The sequence below is a fragment of the Micrococcaceae bacterium Sec5.1 genome, from assembly GCA_039636795.1.
GTDB lineage: Bacteria > Actinomycetota > Actinomycetes > Actinomycetales > Micrococcaceae > Arthrobacter.
On record CP143430.1, the window covers coordinates 492,219 to 512,283 of the forward strand.

Sequence of the window (20,065 nt, forward strand, 5' to 3'; positions counted from 1 at the left end):
AGACGTGCACCGAATGGTGATGACCTGCGGCCGCCATTGGTCGCAGTCGAAATCAAAAGGCCGGGCACCACTGTGTGCCTCCGGCTGTTCCCCATTGTTGTAACGGGGCTGGCTGGGCCTTCGATGTGGTCGAAGGCCCAGGCCACGCCCGCCAAGCCGCAACCGAATAGGTGTGGCGTGGGTCATAAGAAGAGGTTAGTTCAGATTGAACAGGCGTTCAAGACTTGCGCATGAACAAATGTTCAAGAATAATGCGGGCGTCCTTTTCGGGCTTTGCGCTCGCGGGCCGGAAACGTGGGCCGGGAAACGTGGGGATGGAAACGTGTGCGCTGAAACGCCGGTGGGGCGCTGGGTGCGCCATCCACCGGTGTTTCAGCGCCAATCACCTGCTCAGGCGGGGGTCAAGCTGAAGTCCGCCTCCGCCGTCGTGGTTTCATCCGTCCGGCTTGCCTTGATGAGGTCTGCGCACCGCTCACCAATCATCATGACGGTGATGTTGGGGTTCACGGTGACGTGTTCCGGCATGACGGAGGCGTCGGCAACGCGCAGGCCGGTGACGCCCTTGACCCGCAGATCGGGATCCAGTGGTGACATGTCGTCCTCTACTGGTCCCATGCGGACGGTGCCGACCGGGTGGTAGACGGTGTTGTGCGTTTTGCGGATGTAATCCTGCAGTTCCTCGTCCGTCTGTGCCTCGATCCCAGGGGAGAGCTCCCGGCCGGCCCATTCAGCCATGGCCGGCTGAGCGGCGATTTCCCGGGCCTTGCGGATGCCGGCCACCATGACGCGCATGTCGTGGCCCTCTGGATCCGTGAAGTAGCGGGGGTCAACCATCGGCTTGTCGCGGAAGTCCCGGCTGCGAAGCCGGACGGTCCCGCGGGAACGGGCGTGGGTGACGTTCGGCGTGAGGCTGAAGCCATTCTCCGTGGTGGGGTAGCCGTACCGAAGGGTGTTCATGTCGAACGGGACAGAGCCGTAATGCATCATCAGGTCCGGGCGATCCAAACCCTCTTCGGTGGGAGTAAAGATGCCAATCTCCCACCACTGGGTGGAGGTCTGCACCATCGGCTGCTTGGCCTCGAACTGCACCACGCCTTCCGGGTGGTCCTGCAGGTGTTCGCCGACGCCGGGGGAGTCGACCACCACGTCGATGCCGTGTGCGGCGAGATGCGCGGCCGGGCCGATGCCGGAGAGCATGAGGAGCTTGGGGGAGTCGATGGCGCCGGTGGACAGGATGACTTCGCGCTGCGCTGTGAGACGGTGGGTCCGGCCGAAAGCTGAGTCAACGACGTCGACGCCGGTGCAGCGCTTGTCCGCATCGAACACCAGCTGGCGGGCACGCAGGCCAGTCAGCAGTGTGAAGTTTTCACGTTCGATGATGGGGTGGATGTAGGAGACCGAGCTGGAGGAACGCGTGCCGTCCGAACGGCGATTGATCTGGAAGAAGTTGGCCCCGTTAATCACTGTGTTGCCGTCATTGAACTTTGCGCGGGGGATGCCGGCCTGCTCGCAGGCGTCAAGGAGCGCGACGCCGGTGGGATCCGTCGGTGGCACGTTCATCAGGTGCACAGGCCCCGAGTCGCCATGGTGGGGAGCATCCGAGCCGGCGTCCTCGTTGGTTTCGAGGCGTTGGTACAACGGCCAGGCGGCAGCAGCGTTCCAGCCGGTGGCGCCGTACTTTGACTCCCACTCGTCCAGGTCTTCGCGAGGAGCCCAGAAAGCGATGCAGGAGTTGTGGCTGGAGCAGCCACCCATGACCTTGGCGCGGGCGTGGCGCATGAAGGAGTTGCCGTTCTCCTGCGGTTCCACCGGGTAGTCCCAGTCGTACCCCGACTCCAGCAGTTCCATCCAGCGGTCAAGCTGCAGGATCTCGGGGAGGCCGCGGTCATCCGGACCGGCTTCAACCAGCGCCACGGTAACGGAAGGATCCTCGCTCAGACGGGCCGCTACAGCGGCCCCGGCAGAGCCGCCGCCGATGACCACGTAGTCGAACCCTCGGTCATTGAGGTTCTCGATGTTGTCGGTGTGCATCTATTTCTCCTTGCTGCGCTCAGCGAACCAGCCGGTTACCTGCGGGTTGGTGTTCTGGTAAATGTGCTTGGCTTCCTGGTATTCAGCGAGTCCGGTGGGACCGAGCTCGCGGCCGACGCCGGACTGGCCAAAGCCGCCCCATTCGGCCTGCGGAAGGTAGGGGTGGTAGTCGTTGATCCAAACGGTGCCGTGCCGCAACCGGCCTGCTACCCGCTGCGCCTTGCCTGCATCCTGGGTCCAGACGGCGCCCGCCAGTCCGTAGATGGTGTCGTTCGCAGTGGCGACGGCTTCGTCTTCCGTGCGGAAGGTTTCCACAGTTACTACAGGGCCGAAGGCTTCGTCGATGACAACCGACATTCCCCGTTGGACGCGGTCCAGGATAGTCGGCTGGTAGTAGAAACCGGCGTCGTACTTCTCCCCTTCAGGCGCCGCGCCGCCACAACGCAGGCGTGCGCCCTCCGCCACGCCACGCTGGACGTAGGCATCGACCTTCTCGCGGTGGGCTGCGGAAATCAGCGGTCCGGTTTCGGCGGACTCATCGAACGGGCCGCCGAGGCGGATGTCCTGTGCCCTGCGGACCAGCTCGTCGACGAAGCGTTCGGCGATGGATTCCTCCACCACCAGCCGCGCCCCAGCGGAGCAGACCTGGCCTGAGTGCACAAAAGCGCCGTTCAGCGCATTGTCGACGGCGGCGTCGAAGTCAGCGTCCGCAAACACAACGTTGGGGTTCTTGCCGCCGAGCTCCAGGGCTATCTTTTTTACAGTGCCAGCGGCGGCCGCGGCAATGCGCTTGCCGGTTTCCAGGCCACCCGTAAAGGAGACCAAATCAATGTCAGGGTGCTCCGAAAGGGGTGCGCCCGCTTTGGCGCCCGGGCCCGTCACGAGGTTGGCGACGCCGTCCGGCAGACCGAGGTCCTTGAGCAACTGCATGGCCAGGATTGCCGTGGACGGGGTCAACTCGGCGGGCTTGAGGACGAAGGTGCAGCCAGCGGCCAGGGCGGGAGCGATCTTCCACGCAGCCTGCAGCAGCGGGTAGTTCCACGGCGTAATCAAGCCGCAGACGCCAACGGGCTCGTAGACAACTTTGCTGACGACGGCGTTGTCCCCGGCGTCGACTACCCGGCCCGCCGACTGCCCGGCGAGCCTTCCGAAGTATTCGAAGCAGGCAGCGATGTCGTCGATGTCGATGCGGCTTTCGATGATCCGCTTGCCGGTGTCCAGCGATTCGGCGCGAGCGAATTTCTCCCGGCGTTCGCGCAGTTCAGCGGCGACCTTCAGCAGGAACGCGCCGCGATCGGGCGCCGGTACAGAGGACCAGACGCCGGAGTCGAAGGCTGCACGAGCGGCAGAAATGGCGCGCTCGGCATCTTCGCGGCAAGCCTCGGACACCGTGGCGACCAGTTCGCCGTCGGCCGGGTTGTGGATTTGGCGGACCGCACCGGACGCAGCCGGCTCCCACGAGCCGTTGATGAAAAGCGTGGATGCGGAATCGGAGAATGTGGCTTGGGTCATACTGTGTAGATTAGTGGATCTTGAACATCTGTTCAAGGGTAATTATGAACAAATGTTCAAAGTGGTGCTGGCTGGCCTGGTGCGGAGCGTCCCTGTAAAGGACACCCCGCACACTGTCCGGCTACTGCTGGTTCAGCCACTCCTCAAAGCGGGTGTTATAGATGGTCGCTTCGCTGCCGGGAAGCAGCTCGCCATTCTGGAGCATGGCGTTGAAGTAGCGCGCGCTAGGGTCAGTGACAACCTCGCGGGGGTCGCCACGGAAGCTGAGGCCCTTGCGGATGAGCTCGTCGAGACCGAACTGCTCGGGACCGGCGACCTCAACGATGGCGTTTTGTGGACTTCCGACGGCGGTGCGTGCAACTGCGGTGGCCACGTCCTCAGCGGCCATTGGCTGGATCCGGGCGGGCGACAGACGAACAATGTTTCCCTCGGTCGCGGCCTGGGCGATGCTCTTGACGAACTCGAAGAACTGCGTCGCATGAACAATCGAATAGGGGACGCCCGATTCCTTGATGAGCTTCTCCTGAGCGATTTTCGCCCGGAAGTAGCCGCTCTCCAACAGTCGCTCGGTGCCCACGACCGACAGAGCGACATGGTGCCCGACGCCGGCCTCCTTCTCCGCGGCGAGCTGGTTGCGGGTGGAGGTTGTAAAGAAATCGAGCACAGCCGCATCTTCAAACGAGGGCGAGTTCGACACATCGACTACGGTGTCCGCTCCCTGCAAGACATCCGCGAGGCCCTCGCCCGTGAGCGTGTTCACGCCTGAGTCAGGGGAAGCGGCAACTGCTTCGTGTCCATGTTCGCGGAACTTGCTAGGCCGTGCTAGGACGTCACGTTCAGCCACTCTTTGAGGGTGATGTCCCCGATCCGGGATTCACCCACGGGAACGATGCTCGTCTCTTCGATCGGTATGCCGAAGTAGCCGGCCTGGGTGTCAACAACCACTGGGCGGGGATCATTGTGGGCCTCGAGAACCCGGGCTACGAATTCGTTAATTCCTGCGCGCTCAGGGCCTGCCATTTCCAGGACGCCGTCGATCGCTGGCGAGACGGCCGTCTCCGCCAGGATGCGGGCAACGTCGGCAGCAGCCATCGGCTGCATCAGGTAATTTGTCGCATAAATCGACCCATCGCGCATTCCTGCATTGGCGATGATCGGGATGAACTCGAAGAATTGAGTTGCCCGCAGAATGGTGTACGGCACTCCACCATCTCTAACAGCCTTCTCCTGCGCGGCTTTTCCGGCGAAGTAGCCGACGTCGATACGGTCAGTTCCAACGACCGACAGAGCCACGTGATGCTGCACGCCCGCCCTATTCCCGGCAGCGAGAAGATTGCGGGATGAAGTGGAGAAGAAGGGAACGACTACCTTCTCGTCGAAATCGGACGTGTTCGTCAAGTCGACAACGACGTCCGCCCCCACCATCGCCTCATCCAATCCATGGCCGGTCACGGAATCCACCCCGGTGGAAGGGGACGCCGCTTTCGCCTCATGACCCTGACTGCTGAGGATCTCCACAACTTGCTTGCCGATCAGGCCAGTGCCGCCGATTACAACGATCTTCATGATGATCTTTCCCTCCGATGTTGGCGTAGCGGAATGTAGGGCCATTCCGTCCACCAGCTATGACCGGATACCGGATCAATCTGTGACAGTCAGCCCCCAACCCTCGTCACGCCGGAGAGTTTGTCTGGATTCATCGTCCACAACAGCCGATCAATACCATCGGCAGACGCAGTGAGGGTCACCACCGCAAACACCACCCCGTCCCGGGCCAGGCGTGCGGAGGGCCGGCCGTTGGCCATGAAAGCCTGGGTATCGACACCAAGCCAGAACCGCGACGCGAACGCCTGATAGTACTTCGCGACCCGTTCCCGTCCGACAACAGGGAACTTCGAAGCCCGAACCTTCCCACCGCCGTCGGAGTAACTGACGACGTCGGCGGCGAACAGCGCCTCCAGCGCGGCCAGGTTGCCGGTTCGCGCAGCAGCCAGGAATGCCTCCAGCAGATTCCGCTGCTCGCTCACGCTTACCTCAGCACGTTTCTCCTCAGCAAGGCGTTTGCGTGCGCGGCTGACCAGCTGGCGGGCATTGCCTTCTGTCTGCTGAATGACCTCGGCGATCTGCTCATATGGGTAGTCGAATGCCTGCCGCAGCACGTAGGCTGCACGTTCGGTTGGCGACAACTTTTCCAGTATCAGCAACACCGCAAACTCGAGCGCTTCACCACGCAAGGCGCCCAGTTCGGGGTCGGCGCTTGTGTCCACCGGCTCGGGCAGCCAGGGACCCACATACGTCTCACGACGGACACGTGCCGACTGCCCGACATTGATGGCGAGACGGGTGGCGGTAGTCGCCAGGAATGCCGGCGCATGCCGAACCAGGCTGCGATCGCATGTCTGCCATCGGACCCACGTCTCCTGGACGATGTCTTCGGCCTCGCTGACACTTCCGAGCATGCGGTAGGCGATCCCGAACAATCGAGGACGGACTTCCGCGAAAATAGTCGATGCCGTTTCCAATTCGGCCGCTGACCCCGTGTCGGCATCCATGCGCCCAATGTTACTGCTCGAAGGATTGGACGCTGGCCGTGGAAGCCTGAGCCTGGGTGACCTACGACGGCGGGCGAATCTGGCCGCGTATTGGTATTCCAATTCTTACCCCCCCACTCACTCGACGAGTTTGTCAGCGGTCATGACCGGTCGACGCATGTGCTTCGCAATCTCGTGCGATACAGGCGCGATGGCTTCGTGCTCGATGCCACGAGCAGGAGACCAGACAAGATTCACCTGCAAGCTTGAATCAAGATCCGGATAGTCGCTGCGGTTATGACAGCCTCGTGTTTCACGGCGTTCACGGGCAGCTTCGAGCGTCGCACGGGCGGCAAGAGCGGCTGCCTTCAAGTCGAAAGCGTGTGCAAGATCCTGATATCCGGCAATGTCGGGATGCACGCCCACGTCGATGATGCGGGCCTCAATGTCGTCGAGCTCGGCCAAGCCCTGCTTAAGACCTTCTTCGTTACGCACAACACCCGCATGCTCGGTCATGGTGTCTCGGATGGCCCGCTGAAGTACGCGGACGTTCTCACGTCTCTTGGCGTTGAGCAGCTTATCTATCTCTTTCCGAGCTTCATCCACCGCTTCCGCTGACCGCACGTGTGCAGTTAGGGAGTCTGAATACTCAGCGGCGGCATTGCCGACGATCCTACCGAAGACCAGTAGCTCGATCAGCGAGTTGCCTCCCAATCGGTTGGCGCCATGCAGGCCGCTTGAGGCCTCCCCGATTGCGTAGAGACCCGCGACATCCGTGCTGTGATCGTCGGGACGGACCCAGACGCCGCCCATGGAGTAATGCGCTGTTGGTGCGATTTCCATTGGCGTCGTCGTGATATCGAGCATCTGCAATTCGAGCATGGTCTGATAAACACGCGGTAGGCGACGCATGATCGTCTCCCGAGGCAGGTGCGAAACGTCCAGCCACACACCACCATTGGGCGTGCCGCGGCCCTCTTGAATCTCCGTATAACAAGCCAAAGCCACCCGATCTCTGGTGGAGAGCTCCATGCGCTCTGGATCGTATTTGGCCATGAATCGTTCACCGAGGGCGTTGGTGAGGATACCGCCTTCGCCGCGCGCGGCTTCCGAGATGAGCGTTCCTGCAGCATTCTCTGGCTCAAGAATGCCTGAAGGGTGGAACTGGACCAGCTCGGGGTCGCGGATGCGGCCGCCTGCGAGCACTGCCAGGCGGAAGGAATCACCAGTGTTCTCGTCCCGCCGGCTGGACGTGCGTCGCCAGATGCGGGTATGCCCTCCGGCAGCGAGCACCACGGCGTCGGCATGGATCCGATAGCGCGTCCCGTCCGAGAGCCGGAAGCCATAGGCGCCGAAGACCCGGCCCTCGGTGACGAGGATGCGCGTGATGTAAACATCGTCCAATATCGGAACGTCGAGCTCGACGGCGCGATTGACAAGCGTGCGCTGAATTTCAAGCCCCGTATAGTCGCCGCTGAAAGCCGTCCGGCGGAACGTATGAGCACCGAAGAAACGCTGGCTGATCCGCCCGTCTTCCTCGCGGGCGAACGGCATGCCGTAACGTTCCAGGTCGCTGATTCCCTGCGCGGCACCTTTGGTGACAATCTCCACGATCTCAGGGTTCGCAAGATCGTAGCTCTCCAGGATTGTGTCGGCGGCGTGCTGCTGCCAACTGTCATCCGCATCCATTGTGCCGAGAGCGGCGTTGATGCCTCCCGCCGCGAGCGAAGTGTGCGCGTCGCTTCTGGGCCTTTTGCCGACAGCGAGCACATCGACACCCAGCTCGGCCAGTTCGATCGCGGCGCGGAGTCCGGCACCTCCCGTGCCAATGACGAGCACCGACGTCGACACGAGCAGTTCCTGAGACTTCATCGCTACATTCCATTCACTCGGGATATCTGAAGTTGAGATTCCTCGAGGAGCGCGCCGGTATGTCATCTTGGATTTCATTGGCGCAACAAGTCCTCCGGTCTCGTCACCAACTAAGACCGGACAGCCCTCAAATTTGTGACAGAAGAAACGACGGCCAAGGCCGCGCGTACCCGCGCGAATGGTATTGGTCGATCAGGGCGGGCACTCCGGAACACCGTATCCCGCAATTGCGCAGCGGCGTCAGCTGTCCTCGGCCCGTGCTGCCCTCTTCAACTCAGCGATCCTCAGCCGTAAGAAGATGATGGCCAAGACCAGGGCGTACACCGCCAGGACGGACACCGCGATCACAAAGACCGCGTAAAGGATCCCGAGGATTCCGAAGGCTGGACTTAAATTCACTACTACCCCCAATAGTTGTTGAGCCCCAATGCTACGCAAGCCACCAGCGATTCCCACGGAGGCTGGAAGGCGTGGGTCCGTTGTCAGCCAAGCTCGGCTCGGCGGTGAGGCTCGGCTCCGTACTCTGACCAACCGCCTGGGTAGAGTCGGCCGCGGCCGAGTCCTGCATACTCCAGGGCGAGAAGGTTGTGGCAGGCCGTGACGCCCGATCCACAGTAAGAGATGACGGCACTCGCGTCTTCAATCCCAACCTTCGCAAACGCTCGTCGGACCTCGGCGATCGGGCGCAGGCGTCCATCAGGGGCCAGGTTTCCACGGCACGGGACGTTCACTGCGCCGGGGATGTGCCCGGCTTGGGGATCGGTGGGCAGCTGGAGGCTTCCGTCGAAGCGGTCGGCATTGCGGGCGTCGACGATCATCCCGGCAACCCCTGCCCTGATGTCCTCAAGCTGGGCGAGATGCGTCTCCGGCCACGGAGACGGCGTGAAGGTCGCGGGCGTCGGCGTCACGGGCTTCATCTCCAGCGGTCCCGTCCACGCGGCAATCCCGCCGTCGAGCAATGCCGCCCGATGCCCGAGCGCACGCAGCATCCACACGAGCCGCGCGGCGATGACTCCTCCGGCGTCGTCATAGGCGACGACGGTCGTGTCGTCACCTATTCCCAAGGAGGACATTCCCTGTGCGAACACCTCATAGTCGGGAAGCGGGTTCAGCCCGTGTGGTCCCGAACTCCCAGACAGCCATGAATCCAGGTCCACAAACACCGCATCCGGAAGGTGCCCGCCGTCGTAGGCTGCACGGCCCGACGCGCCGTCGAGGTACCACCGAACATCAGCGGTAACAACGTTGCTTCGGTGCGCCGTAAGCCAGGCGGCATCAACAAAGGGCAGAAGGTCCTCTTGGGTTATCAGACTGTCATCCATACAGTGCAGGCTAAAGGATGTGTCCATTATTCGAGCAAAAACGTCTCATTATGCGGAACCTTAGCTGAGCGGGTATTCGCGCTGGAGCTTGGCGACTTTGGGGTCGTTCTCGTCCGCTCCGTAGTCGGAGTTTCGCGTAATGTCCTTTCCGTCGGGGAGCTTCATCGCACGGAAGAGCAGCGACAGGATAACGGCAACTATCAGGTTGATCGCGAAGGCCACTACGGCGATGTAGACCTGCACGTTGGTGCCGGGGATGGCGGCGATGGAGCCACCGAAATTGGCCTTTGTCACCGGATTCACCACGTTGTAAGCTGCAACGGTTCCGTAGATGATTCCGGCTACCCAGCCTCCGAAGAGCGCCCAGCGATGGAACCAGCGGGTGTAGAGTCCTGCCACGATCGCCGGGAATGTCTGCAGGATCCAGATACCGCCGAGAAGCTGCATGTTGATTGCGGCAGACTGGTCCATCGCGATGACGAAGATCAGTGCTCCGAACTTCACCACGAGCGACGCGATCTTGGAGACCCTCGCTTCCTGCCGCGGGTCGGCGTCGGGCTTTATCAGGTCGCGGTAGATGTTGCGGGTAAACAAGTTGGCAGCTGCGATCGACATGATGGCTGCTGGAACCAGGGCGCCGATCGCGATGGCGGCCAAGGCGATCCCTGCAAACCATGCGGGGAAGTTGTCCAAGAACAACTGCGGAACCACTAGTTGCGGATTTACGGCACCGTTGAGGTCAACGGGCTTGGTGCCGGCAGCGATGGCTGCGTAGCCCAGGAGGGCAAGGAATCCCAGCATCAGCGAGTACAACGGAAGCACTGCCGCATTCTTGCGGATCGTGTTCCTGCTCTTGGTCGCCAGGACCCCCGTCACCGAGTGCGGGTACATGAACAGCGCCATCGCCGAGCCAAGAGCGAGTGTCCAATACGCCGAGTAGCTGGCAGCGCCTGGGATAAAGATGCCAGCCGGTTTGCCTGTAGCGGGACTAGCGGCGTCGAGTTTCGTCTGGGCGGCGCCAAAGATGTTGTCCCAGCCCCCGAACTTGATCGGCATATAGATCACCGCGACGATGACGGCCAGATAGATCAAAAGATCCTTCACGACGGCGATAAGCGCCGGGGCCCGCAGGCCCGAGGTGTACGTGTAGGCGGCCAGGACCACGAAAGCGATGATCAGCGGCAAGTCTGTCAACAGTGCATTCTCGGCGCTGCCGAGGCCTAGCACCGTGAGCACGGCTTTGATGCCAACCAATTGCAGCGCGATGTACGGCATGGTCGCGACAATGCCGGTAAGTGCCACGGCAACGGTCAGCGCCCTGCTGCCATAGCGCCCGCCAACGAAGTCCGCCGGCGTGACGAACCCGTGCCGGTGCGAGACCGACCACAGCCGGCCCATCAACAGGAATACGATCGGGTAAAGCACGATCGTATATGGCACCGCGAAGAAGCCGCTCACTGCTCCCGTTGCCCACATTGCCGCCGGGACTGCCACGAACGTGTAGGCCGTGTAGAGGTCGCCACCGAGGAGGAACCACGTCACCCACGTTCCAAAACCACGGCCACCCAGCCCCCATTCATCGAGGCTGTGCAAACCGGTCTCTCTGTCCGCACGCCACCGTGCAGCGAAGAAACCCAAAACCGCCACGAGAATAAAGAGAGCGACAACGATGGCGAGCGCGATACCGTTGACGGGACGATCGCCTGTGGTCTCTACCGGTACGGCGAGCGCGTTCATTGTTCCTGCTCCTCGGCTTGTTCCTGCGAGCGTGTGCCCCGGACGGCTGCGCGGCGGCGGCGGTCCTCCTTGGTAACCAGCCAGTAGGAGACCCCGACCAGGCCCGCGGTGATCGGGACCCAGAGCATTTGGTACCAGTAGAAGAACGGCATACCGGCCAGCCGTGGCTTATCCATTGCGTACGCTGGGACGAACAAGGGAACCAGGACGGAGATAGCTAGCAGGATTCCGGCCACAATATACGGACCGGGCCTTGCTGGCCCGCGAGTCGGCAGATCGGGAGTTGACATCGACGCCTCCTTATAGAGACGGCCCCCGGATCGGGATGGGCTTCCCGGGGTGTGCCGGTGGCCTGATGGGCGCTAAACATACCCATAAACACAGAATAGATTCTGGACTAATTCTTTGATAGATAAGGCTCCTTATTTTCGTCTGTCCACTGCGGAAAAACGCGGCTCCCGGCCGTTGAGTTCAGTCCTTGGGGAGGTGGCGCGGGATTTATTGGTAGTCCAATACGTAGGGGCTGATTCAGTGAAAGGGAAGTTCTGACCCCTGGGGGAAAGACAGCACTCCCTGTGCGGGGGTTATGGTGAACCATTCGTCGCCCTGCTTGGTGGCGAAAATGATGACTCTTTCAGCAGTGTCCAGTGGGTCGCCATCAGGGTAGGACCCTCCTGCCGTGCAGGTCGGGGGTGTAGAGGTGATGCGCACGTTCCCGTGTCCGGGATTCCCTTTGAGTAACTGCTCGACTTCCACAATGTGGGTGGTGGCCTCCTGACCATAAATTGTGGTCCCTCCTGCCCGTCTTACAGACTTTCCGATGAGCACCAGGCCGGCTTTGTCGTATTGGTCCTGAGGGGTCGCAAACCTGACCCAGTCCACGCACGCAAAGGGTCCACCACTTGGAACGGGGCTACTGGTAGAACCAGGGATTGAGCCAGTGGCCTTCGTCGTGGGCTCAGTAGTTACCGGATCGCCCGCCAACTTGTTGCCGCACGATGTCAGCAGCATGGTGAGAAATAGGGGCAGGATCAGGCATCGCCATAACCGAACGGGTTTCATTGTGCTCCCTCAAAGGTGGATGCTGACCGAGCGACTAATCGGTTCATCCGGGCGGGCCGCTTCGCGTTGGGTAGGAGGGTATTCCTCCGCCGGAGCCGGAGGCCATGAAGACGCCGATTTGGGTTTCTCCATCGCTTTGGAAGACGGGGATCTCGCGCGGAGGGCGAGCGGTGTTGAAGTTCTTGATGGCGTCTTCAGGACTGCTCGGCATGGGACCGTCGTATAGGTCGCTGGCGTAGGCATAACCGGATTGCCCGTTGGTGGCCATCACAGCGATCAAGTCGGGGCTTCCGTTCTCCTGGCTTTCGACGCCGTAGGTTTCGCCCTTCGCATTGATGCCCAGCGGTGTTCGTTCCTGCTTCACATACTCGGCGGTGAGCTGCCAGCGGGCCTCGGGGTCGGCCTTGATCGTGATGCTGTCCTGGCCGGGAGTGAGTGCAATGGTGTAGCCGCTCCAGCCCACCCGGTCGCTTGCGGCATCCACATCTGAGCAGCTGCTCGAGGCACCGTCGGGAAACTCAAACCGGCCAGGGGTCAGGCACCTAAGTTCGATTTGAATCCCCGTGGTTCCCTCGGGCGGAGTGCCCAGCTCAACGGTTGCTGTGCCGGCGTAGGTTGTGGTCACAGGTGAAGCCAAGGGGGTCACTTTCTCGCTTCCAGGGATGAAGAAGAGTCCTGCTGCCGCCGCTCCAATGCCAAGCAGTCCCGCACCGGCCAGAGCGCCGGTACCAAGCCACACCCTGGTGCGCCTCCGCTTCGCAGACAGCGTTTCCTTCTTGACCTGGGAGACGAGTTCCGCCCGCAGGGCGTCACTGAAGTGATCGTCGACGTGGAGCTGCTTCATGGCCGTTCTCCTTCCAAGACCGGGGTTGGAGCCGTGGGCGTGTTTGTTGATGCATCACCGTTGAGGGCTGCTCTGAGCCGCTGGCGGGCTCGGTGCATCCTTGATTTCGCTGCAGCAGGGGTCAGATGCAGGACAGTGGCGGCGGCAACGATGGTGTGCTCCTCGAAAACGACCAGCGTGACCAGGTGCAGATCCTCAGGCGTCAGTGTCGCAAGAGCCTGGGCAAGGTCATGGTCAAGGTTGTCCTGGTAAGAGCGGTAAGAATCTGCCGTTGGGTCCGTCAGGTCGCCGCTGCGGGGAAGGGCTTTCAGGAGGCGTTGGTAGCGCAACGCCGTCCGGGCGCTGTTACGTGACATGTTCGTCGTCGTGACCAGCAACCACGGAAGGACCGATCCTTCCACGACCCGGACCTGCTTTCGCCGCCGCCAGAGCTCCAGAAAGGAGGCAGCCATGATGTCTTCAGCCTCGTGGTGATTCCCGCAGAGCCGGTACGCATGGCGGAAGACCCGGTCCCGATGCAGGTCATACAAGGCGCCAAAGGCATCGCCATGGCCCAGAAGACTCTGGTGCCACAACCCCTCTTCGCTGTCTGTGTTGTTCCCCATGCCCTTTAGTGTCCGGCAATGCCCAAAAGGTTTCACCGAATCAGAAAAAGTTAAAGAAGACCGGCACACGGTGCCGGTCTTCTTCTCTTGTTACTCTCGTCTCGCTGCCATCATCCATGAGGGAACAGGCGGAGCGTTACGGTGCGGTCTCCGAAATGGTCGTTTCGATCGCGGTCCAAGTCGTAGCTGTTCCCGCAGGGATAGATCCCCGGGGTTCGGTCAGCACTTCACGTTCGCCGATCAACAGACCTGTCTTGGGGTCGATGATGATGTCTTGACGGCGGTTGGAAGCTGTCTCCACTCGCCCGATGGCGATGCCTTTTCTTCCATCGAGCGTGGCCTGCTCGTCGGTGACGGTCACCCCTGGGATGAGCGCTGCAGACTTGTACAGTGCAGCGCGGAGATCGGCAGGGACTATGCCCGTCCTGAGCAGGTCGGCGATGAACACCAGCGCCTCGCCATCCTTGGACTGGCCCTTGCGGTTTGTTTGCCGCTGGATTTCAGCCAGGAGGGCGTTTGGATCGCGTGGGAAGGTGGCCAGGGCATCCTGCGAGGGAAAGCTGGACTGCTCAGATGGGGTGCCGTAGAAGCCTCCGTTATTGCCCCGGAGCACGTACGCTTCGGCAGGTTCCATACTGGAGGCGTATTCTTTCGATTTCTCATCAAAATACGTTGTGGGGATTCTTCCTGATCTTTCCCAGACCCACTCCTCCTCGCGGTTGGCTGGGATGTACATGGCGCTCTTTTCAGTGTCCAGCCACTCATACTCGCTGCCATCCGCCGTAACCGCGGCACTACCCCACATATTGGTGCTTTGGATCTTCAAGTACTGTCCAGGGCCCGGTACAAGGTCTGCTGTCTGGATGGTTGTCTCGGCAGCGGCGTTGAGCACCTCCGCGGCCTGCGCGGTGGCTGCTCCCCGCAGTGGGCCGGGCCCAAAGACGTCGCCACCGACCAGGAGGCCAGCGACTAAAGCCGTTGCCGCTGAAACAAGCCCCCACCTCATTGCCATGCGGCGACGCGGGTTCTTCTGAAGCTTTACCGCGTGGGGATCAATACCTTGCAGTAACTTGGTCCGACCCCTGTCGATAGCCGCATCGGTGGCAATGGGAGTCCTGTCACGCATTTCGCGCAGGAGTGATAGCTCGTCCATGCTCAATCTCCTCTTCATCCATGTTCAGCAGGCCGGCGGCACCTCGAATGATGCGCCGCGCCCTGTTAAGCCGTGACCGGACAGTGCCAACGGGAACGCCGGTTGCCAGTGCCATGCCCTCGTAAGTCAGGTCAGCCCACGCATAGAGCAGCAAGCATTCCCGATCTGCTGTCGAAAGCGTCCTGATCGCTGCGGCCAGATTGGAAGACTTCACGGCTGCGTCCAGCCGCTCAGCCACACGATCGGCACCGTCCTCGTAGCTGTCTCTGCCTGCAGCTTTCGCGAAGGCTCTTAGCCGCCTTGCTTCAGTACGGTGATGCCGGCGGAGAAGATTGGTCGCGATGCCGAATAGCCATGGCCTGGCATCATCCCACTCGTCATCAAAAGCCTCCCGGCTTTCATAGGCGACCAAGAACGTTTGCGACATGACGTCTTCAGCTACTGAGTCACCTGCCCGGGTAGCCGCGTAGCGGTACACCGCCCGCGAATACTTGTCATAAAGCGCAGCGAAGGCCTGCGGGTCCTTGCTGGATCGGCGAATCAAGTCGCTATCGGTAGTCACAAACTGTATTGCCCCTTGGCAGGAAAAGAGTTCACGGCAGTCTAGGTCGAAACCGCACCATCGCCGGACGACTCGATAAGTGGCACGGCAAAAACCCGATAAGTGGCAAGGAAAAATGACCGTTTCTTGATTAGTTCTCGGCACGTCCCCCAACAACGGCTCCAGCAGCCCTTCTTGTTGTGACTTTCGGCATTAAATGACTCTTTTTCAACGCGTGCTTGCCCCCATCCCGCCACCCTAGCCACTTTGAGTGCGTCCGTTGCCGGCAACTGACAGTTCCCAACACCAGCCATTGACTGACACACTCAATGAATGCTCACTCAGGACGAGGTGCTCAAAGCTGCTGTAGAAAGGGCCGACGCCCTTGCGCGACGTGACGGAGAATCTTTGATTCGTCTGCTGCACCCCAAGTTTTGCTGGATCTCGCATCAAGGCGAGCGATTCGACCGCGATACCTACGTTCGATCAAACATCGGCGGTCAGAACAATTGGCACTCGCAAACCCTCGAACAGCCCACGATCACGATCTTCTGTACAACAGCTGTCTTGACCTGCATCGCTTCTGACGATGTATCCACAGCCGCCGGCCGGAGGCAATATCGCATGCCCATGACCCAAGTCTGGATCCGGGAAGAGGGCAGTACGCTACTGGTCGCCGGACATGCAGGTCCGCTTCTCTAGCCACGCCCAGGGTTAACTATGTTCCGGGTGTAAACGGCATCTTCATCGAGCTCCGGATATGCGCCAAAAAAGGACGGTGCTGGGACGAACATCTGTTGAAGGTTCCTGTTCCACTCGATAACCCAGTGTGGTACGAATGAGACGAGGGCAAGCAACCCCCTTGCAACTTAGGGTTTGTCAGAATATTTGGAAAGGTAAGGACTGAAATGCTCATACTCGGAGTTGTTCTACTAATCCTTGGTTATATCTTCAACATTGGAATCCTGATAACTATTGGGTGGATTGTGGCTGTTATCGGCCTCATCCTCTTGGTGCTCGGTGCAATCGGACGCCCTCTTGCCGGAAGACGGTACTGGTACTAATCGCGGCCCGAGGCGCTACAGGGCATCCAGCCCCGTTCCCACTACTCGACGACGGACATGGGTAAGCCGCCCCCATGTACCGACGGCGTGATGCTGTCGAGCTGCCAGCCATCCGCGGATGCCCGGAACATCGCCGTCTGCGGCAGCGAGTAGCCTGACGGGACGTTGCTTGGCCCATTCGCTGTCGAGGCCTGGTGTTGCTCTGTGAATTCCTTGAAATGGACGCTCGCTTCCGAGCCGGCCACTTCGATTGACTCCACCGTGATCGTCGTCGAAAAGTCCGTGTACCAGAAACCCATCGACTTGAAGCCGGCCTTTGACCTCGCCACCACCGGAAGGTCCCTCGCGCGCTTCGCCCGGTAGGCCGCCGTCGACTGCGCGTCGCTGAGATGCGGCTCCGGGGGAACGTCCAGGGCAGTGCCGTTGCGGTCCTCAACGGCAGTCTGGATGATGGCCGAAAGCTCAGAGGACGACGGGCTGGGCACAGCTGCTGCGGGAGACCCGACCGTGCGCGGCCCGGCAACAGGCTGGCATCCGGAAAGGGCAAACCCAAGCAGCACCGCGGTAGCCGCCAACGAGCGTCGATAAGTCATCGTGGTCCCCTTGCCGGATGTCCTCACAGCCTGCCCGGAAGGCCCCAGCCAGTCAACTAGAGCCGGATGGCGGGCGTTAGAAGGTCCAGACGGCGTTGGCCGGCTTTCAATCAATGCCGGTCGGCGTGACGCGAAGGAGCGAAAGCGATCTGCTCCGTGCGGGCAATGCCTCGCTCGATGGCAGCCTTGTCTATACCCAGGAGCGTGGTGAGCCACATGCCGTTTTGCACGACGACGATGTCTGCTGCGCGCTCCTTACTCTCATCGGCGGAAAGCTCGGGTTTGGCATTCCCTATGAGTGTGGCTAGCCCGTCCAGATACCGGTCGAACGCCGCAGCGTTGATCCGTGCGAAGTCCTCATGCGCCTGGGCGAGAGCCCACAGGTGGAGGCGGAGGGACAGGTACGGCGTGGTCAGGAGATCGGGGTCCGCAACGCGCCGAAGTGACTCCCGAAGCTGCTCCTCAGGGGTTGAGGCCGGCTCCGGCTCCACAAGCATGAGGTCGTGCTCTTCAATCCGGTGAAGTACCGCACGGATCAAGCTCGACTTGTCTTCGTAGTAGTAGTTCACGAGCCCCAAGGCGACGCCGGCTTCACGCGCCACGGCCCGCATATTGATGCCCGAAATGCCGTGGCGGGACAGCAGTTCCAGGGCCGCTTCGAGAATGCGAGTCTGCCGGTCAACCTGTTCGCTGGACTTTACGGTGCTAGTACCCATTCGGCCAGACTATTGCCAAACCCCGGTCAACGCATCCCGGCTGCCTACAGGTTCTCCTCCGCGTAAACCCGCAGGGCATCCCGAACGAACGTGGCTCCTGACTCCCCGCCATAGTTCGCGGCAAATCGGGGGTCCGCAACGTACATCTCGCCGAGGCCTGTGACATAACCCTTCACGTCTCCGCCAGGTGCCGCCGTCGGGGTTCCAGGGATTCCGCGGAGCCATTCGACGTGGCGCCTTGCCAGTTCCTGTGCTTCAGCGCTGTCGGGTGCAATTCCGGACGTGGCGGCGGAGATCCAGTCGCTCCCGAGTTTGCGGGAGCGTTCCTTCCATTGCTGTTTTTCTTCGGCGCTCATACCGCGCCACCAAGCGTCACTTGTGGCGTAAGCGTCCTTGCCCCAGCGCTCCTCTACCTCGTCCTTGTACTGCGTGTGGTCGAAGCCATCAAACATGTCCTGTGCCATGTACTTTCCATCCCCTTTCAATGTGTCAATTGTTTGCCGGACCGACGCGATTTGCCGCGCCAGTCGGTCCTGCTCTTGCCCAAGCCATTCCAAGTGGCCGCTCAACGCCTTGACGGTATCGGTCTCCCGGGCAAGCACGTCGGCAATTGCAGGCAAACCCAGTCCAAGCTCCCTGAGCAGGAGGATCCGCTGGAGCTGCACCAAGGCCGGACCGTCGTAATAGCGGTAGCCGTTATGACCGGTCCGGCTTGGCTTGAGCAGCCCAATGTCGTCGTAGTGACGCAGCGTGCGGCTGGTGGTCCCTGCCATCTTGGCGATTTCCTGGATCGACCAGTCCATGAGTCCTCCGTCCTGGCCCTCTCGTTCCTGGCTTGTCCTTTGACAGTAATGGTTGACGTTACGTCAAGGTCAAGGGGGTGGATTGGAGGAATCAGTCGGCCAGGATCAGGTACAGCGCACGGCGGGTTTCATCGAGTTTCTCGATTGCTGCCCGGCGTTGTTCGTCGGTTGCCGCGGCGCGGAACTGGTGGACAACGCCCATGAGCTTCCCGATGCTCTGGTGGAACTCCTGCATGTTTCCGTCGGCCTCGGTGTTCCAGGCATTGGCGAGCTCTTCCTCATGCTCGGCAACGTAGGCGCGGCCGTCGTCCGTCAACGTGAATTCTGTCCGACGTCCCTCGCCCACGGCTGTGATGAGCTCTTCATCAACCAGCTGCTGCAACGTGGGGTAGACAGATCCGGGGCTGGGCCGCCATGTTCCGGACGTCTTTTCCGCAATCGTTCTGATCAGCCCATAGCCGTTGGATGGCGACTCGGCCAGCAAGGAAAGGATGGCTGCCCTGACGTCGCCGCGGTTTGCCCGGCGCCCGCCACCGGGACCGAAGCCCCTGGGCCCGAAGCCGCCCGGGCCAAAGCCGCCGGGCCCGAAACCAGTCCCGAAACCGCCGGGTCCAAAGCCGGGTCCGCCGTGTCCGTGGGGACCGCGGCGCCCCTTGCCCCGATTGAAGCGGCCTCTTCCCTGGCTGTGTTCGGGAACGCCGGAGCCATGCTCCGGGAAGGTGTTGTCGTGTTCGTGGATGCCCTTCATGACAGCATCGCCCTTTCGGTTTAAGTGTTCGCCGAAGGAGTATCGGCGATAGTTAACGATATATCGGTAACTATCGCGACGTCAAGAGGCTTAAACGCGAAAGCTGCCCCCGCCCAAAGAGGGCAGGGGCAGCCGGAGAGATGCTACGAGAGAGGAGTGACGTAAGCGCCCGAGATGCCGCCATCCACCAGGAATGTGGAGGCCGTGATGAAGGAAGCGTCATCGCTGGCAAGGAACGCGACGGCTGCAGCCAGCTCTTCCGGTTCCGCGAAGCGGCCCAGAGGAACATGCACCAAGCGGCGTGCTGCCTTCTCAGGATCCTTCGCGAAGAGTTCCTTCAGCAGGGGAGTGTTCACCGGTCCCGGGCAGAGGGCGTTGATGCGGATGCCCTGCCGCGCAAACTCGACGCCGAGTTCCCGGCTCATGGACAGGACGCCGCCCTTCGAGGCGCTGTAGGAAATCTGGGATGTTGCGGCTCCCATGACAGCCACGAACGACGCCGTGTTGATGATGGACCCCTTGCCCTGCTCCTGCATGTAAGGAATGGCGTACTTGCAGCAGTAGTAAACGGACGTCAGGTTCACTTCCTGCACCCGGCGCCAGGCGTCGATTCCGGTATCCAGGATCGAAGCGTCGTCGGCAGGAGAAATGCCCGCGTTGTTGAAGGCGATGTCAACGCTGCCGTACGTCTCCTTGGTCTGGGCGTAGAGGTTGCGGACTTCTTCTTCACTGGTCACGTCCACCTTGACGAACAGGCCGCCTACTTCGCTGGCGGCGGCAATCCCGGAGGTAGGTTCGATGTCGGCGATCACGACATTGGCGCCTTCGGCTGCCATTCGGCGTGCTGTGGCCAGACCGATCCCACTGGCACCGCCGGTGATGACTGCGCTGCGGCCGGCGAGACGGTTGGAAACTACTGCTTGCATTGGTG

Annotated in this window: 21 protein-coding genes; 2 read left to right on the plus strand and 19 right to left on the minus strand. The window is 61.3% G+C overall.

Annotated elements, in window-relative coordinates; all coding sequences use genetic code 11:
- Nucleotides 1–390: 390 nt before the first annotated feature.
- The 14 genes from VUN82_02460 to VUN82_02525 form a co-directional block, all read right to left on the minus strand.
- A complete protein-coding gene (locus VUN82_02460) occupies nt 391–2,031 on the minus strand; it encodes a GMC oxidoreductase (GenBank protein XAS72742.1) in 1,641 nt (546 codons plus the stop codon).
- Complete coding sequence (locus VUN82_02465; protein XAS72743.1) at nt 2,032–3,543, minus strand: aldehyde dehydrogenase family protein; 1,512 nt, start codon at nt 3,541–3,543, stop codon at nt 2,032–2,034.
- Nucleotides 3,544–3,664: 121 nt separating this feature from the next.
- On the minus strand, nt 3,665–4,387 hold the full coding sequence (locus VUN82_02470; protein XAS72744.1) for an NAD(P)H-binding protein: 723 nt from the start codon (nt 4,385–4,387) through the stop codon (nt 3,665–3,667).
- The gene (locus VUN82_02475) at nt 4,366–5,109 is read right to left on the minus strand and encodes an SDR family oxidoreductase (protein ID XAS72745.1); all 744 of its coding nucleotides are present in this window, start codon (nt 5,107–5,109) and stop codon (nt 4,366–4,368) included. Before VUN82_02475 ends, VUN82_02470 begins: the two co-directional genes overlap by 22 nt.
- 89 nt (nt 5,110–5,198) lie before the next feature.
- On the minus strand, nt 5,199–6,095 hold the full coding sequence (locus VUN82_02480; protein ID XAS72746.1) for an RNA polymerase sigma-70 factor: 897 nt from the start codon (nt 6,093–6,095) through the stop codon (nt 5,199–5,201).
- 117 nt (nt 6,096–6,212) lie between these two features.
- Complete coding sequence (locus VUN82_02485) at nt 6,213–7,946, minus strand: FAD-dependent oxidoreductase (GenBank protein XAS72747.1); 1,734 nt, start codon at nt 7,944–7,946, stop codon at nt 6,213–6,215.
- Nucleotides 7,947–8,186: 240 nt separating this feature from the next.
- On the minus strand, nt 8,187–8,345 hold the full coding sequence (locus VUN82_02490) for a hypothetical protein (protein ID XAS72748.1): 159 nt from the start codon (nt 8,343–8,345) through the stop codon (nt 8,187–8,189).
- 83 nt (nt 8,346–8,428) lie between these two features.
- Complete coding sequence (locus VUN82_02495) at nt 8,429–9,268, minus strand: sulfurtransferase (protein XAS72749.1); 840 nt, start codon at nt 9,266–9,268, stop codon at nt 8,429–8,431.
- A 60-nt stretch (nt 9,269–9,328) separates the two neighbouring features.
- Complete coding sequence (locus tag VUN82_02500) at nt 9,329–11,005, minus strand: sodium:solute symporter (GenBank protein ID XAS72750.1); 1,677 nt, start codon at nt 11,003–11,005, stop codon at nt 9,329–9,331.
- Nucleotides 11,002–11,295, minus strand: coding sequence for a DUF3311 domain-containing protein (locus VUN82_02505; GenBank protein ID XAS72751.1), 294 nt, complete (start codon nt 11,293–11,295; stop codon nt 11,002–11,004). Before VUN82_02505 ends, VUN82_02500 begins: the two co-directional genes overlap by 4 nt.
- A gap of 815 nt (nt 11,296–12,110) precedes the next feature.
- A complete protein-coding gene (locus tag VUN82_02510; protein ID XAS72752.1) occupies nt 12,111–12,911 on the minus strand; it encodes a peptidase M56 family protein in 801 nt (266 codons plus the stop codon).
- Entirely contained in the window at nt 12,908–13,516 is a 609-nt protein-coding gene (locus tag VUN82_02515; GenBank protein ID XAS72753.1) for an RNA polymerase sigma factor, read from the minus strand. Before VUN82_02515 ends, VUN82_02510 begins: the two co-directional genes overlap by 4 nt.
- A gap of 136 nt (nt 13,517–13,652) precedes the next feature.
- Nucleotides 13,653–14,669, minus strand: a complete 1,017-nt coding sequence (locus VUN82_02520) for a CU044_5270 family protein (protein ID XAS72754.1) — start codon at nt 14,667–14,669, stop codon at nt 13,653–13,655.
- Nucleotides 14,635–15,231, minus strand: coding sequence for a sigma-70 family RNA polymerase sigma factor (locus tag VUN82_02525; protein XAS72755.1), 597 nt, complete (start codon nt 15,229–15,231; stop codon nt 14,635–14,637). The genes VUN82_02520 and VUN82_02525 overlap by 35 nt, the downstream gene beginning before the upstream one ends.
- 312 nt (nt 15,232–15,543) lie before the next feature.
- Between VUN82_02525 and VUN82_02530 the strand changes: the two genes are divergently transcribed.
- A complete protein-coding gene (locus VUN82_02530) occupies nt 15,544–15,912 on the plus strand; it encodes a nuclear transport factor 2 family protein (GenBank protein XAS72756.1) in 369 nt (122 codons plus the stop codon).
- 206 nt (nt 15,913–16,118) lie between these two features.
- The gene (locus tag VUN82_02535; GenBank protein ID XAS72757.1) at nt 16,119–16,274 is read left to right on the plus strand and encodes a hypothetical protein; all 156 of its coding nucleotides are present in this window, start codon (nt 16,119–16,121) and stop codon (nt 16,272–16,274) included.
- 41 nt (nt 16,275–16,315) lie between these two features.
- On the opposite strand, the gene VUN82_02540 is transcribed toward VUN82_02535, so the two are convergent.
- The 5 genes from VUN82_02540 to VUN82_02560 all read right to left on the minus strand — a co-directional run bounded on the left by VUN82_02540 (nt 16,316) and on the right by VUN82_02560 (nt 20,060).
- Nucleotides 16,316–16,867 carry a hypothetical protein gene (locus tag VUN82_02540; GenBank protein ID XAS72758.1) on the minus strand — a complete coding sequence of 184 codons (552 nt, stop codon included), beginning with the start codon at nt 16,865–16,867 and terminating at the stop codon, nt 16,316–16,318.
- Nucleotides 16,868–16,977: 110 nt separating this feature from the next.
- Nucleotides 16,978–17,583 (minus strand): TetR/AcrR family transcriptional regulator, encoded by a 606-nt coding sequence (locus tag VUN82_02545; GenBank protein ID XAS72759.1) that lies wholly within the window; start codon nt 17,581–17,583, stop codon nt 16,978–16,980.
- Between the two features lie 44 nt (nt 17,584–17,627).
- Nucleotides 17,628–18,386, minus strand: a complete 759-nt coding sequence (locus VUN82_02550; protein XAS72760.1) for a MerR family transcriptional regulator — start codon at nt 18,384–18,386, stop codon at nt 17,628–17,630.
- 91 nt (nt 18,387–18,477) lie between these two features.
- Nucleotides 18,478–19,134 (minus strand): PadR family transcriptional regulator, encoded by a 657-nt coding sequence (locus tag VUN82_02555; protein ID XAS72761.1) that lies wholly within the window; start codon nt 19,132–19,134, stop codon nt 18,478–18,480.
- Between the two features lie 143 nt (nt 19,135–19,277).
- Complete coding sequence (locus tag VUN82_02560) at nt 19,278–20,060, minus strand: 3-oxoacyl-ACP reductase (protein XAS72762.1); 783 nt, start codon at nt 20,058–20,060, stop codon at nt 19,278–19,280.
- Nucleotides 20,061–20,065 lie beyond the last annotated feature (5 nt).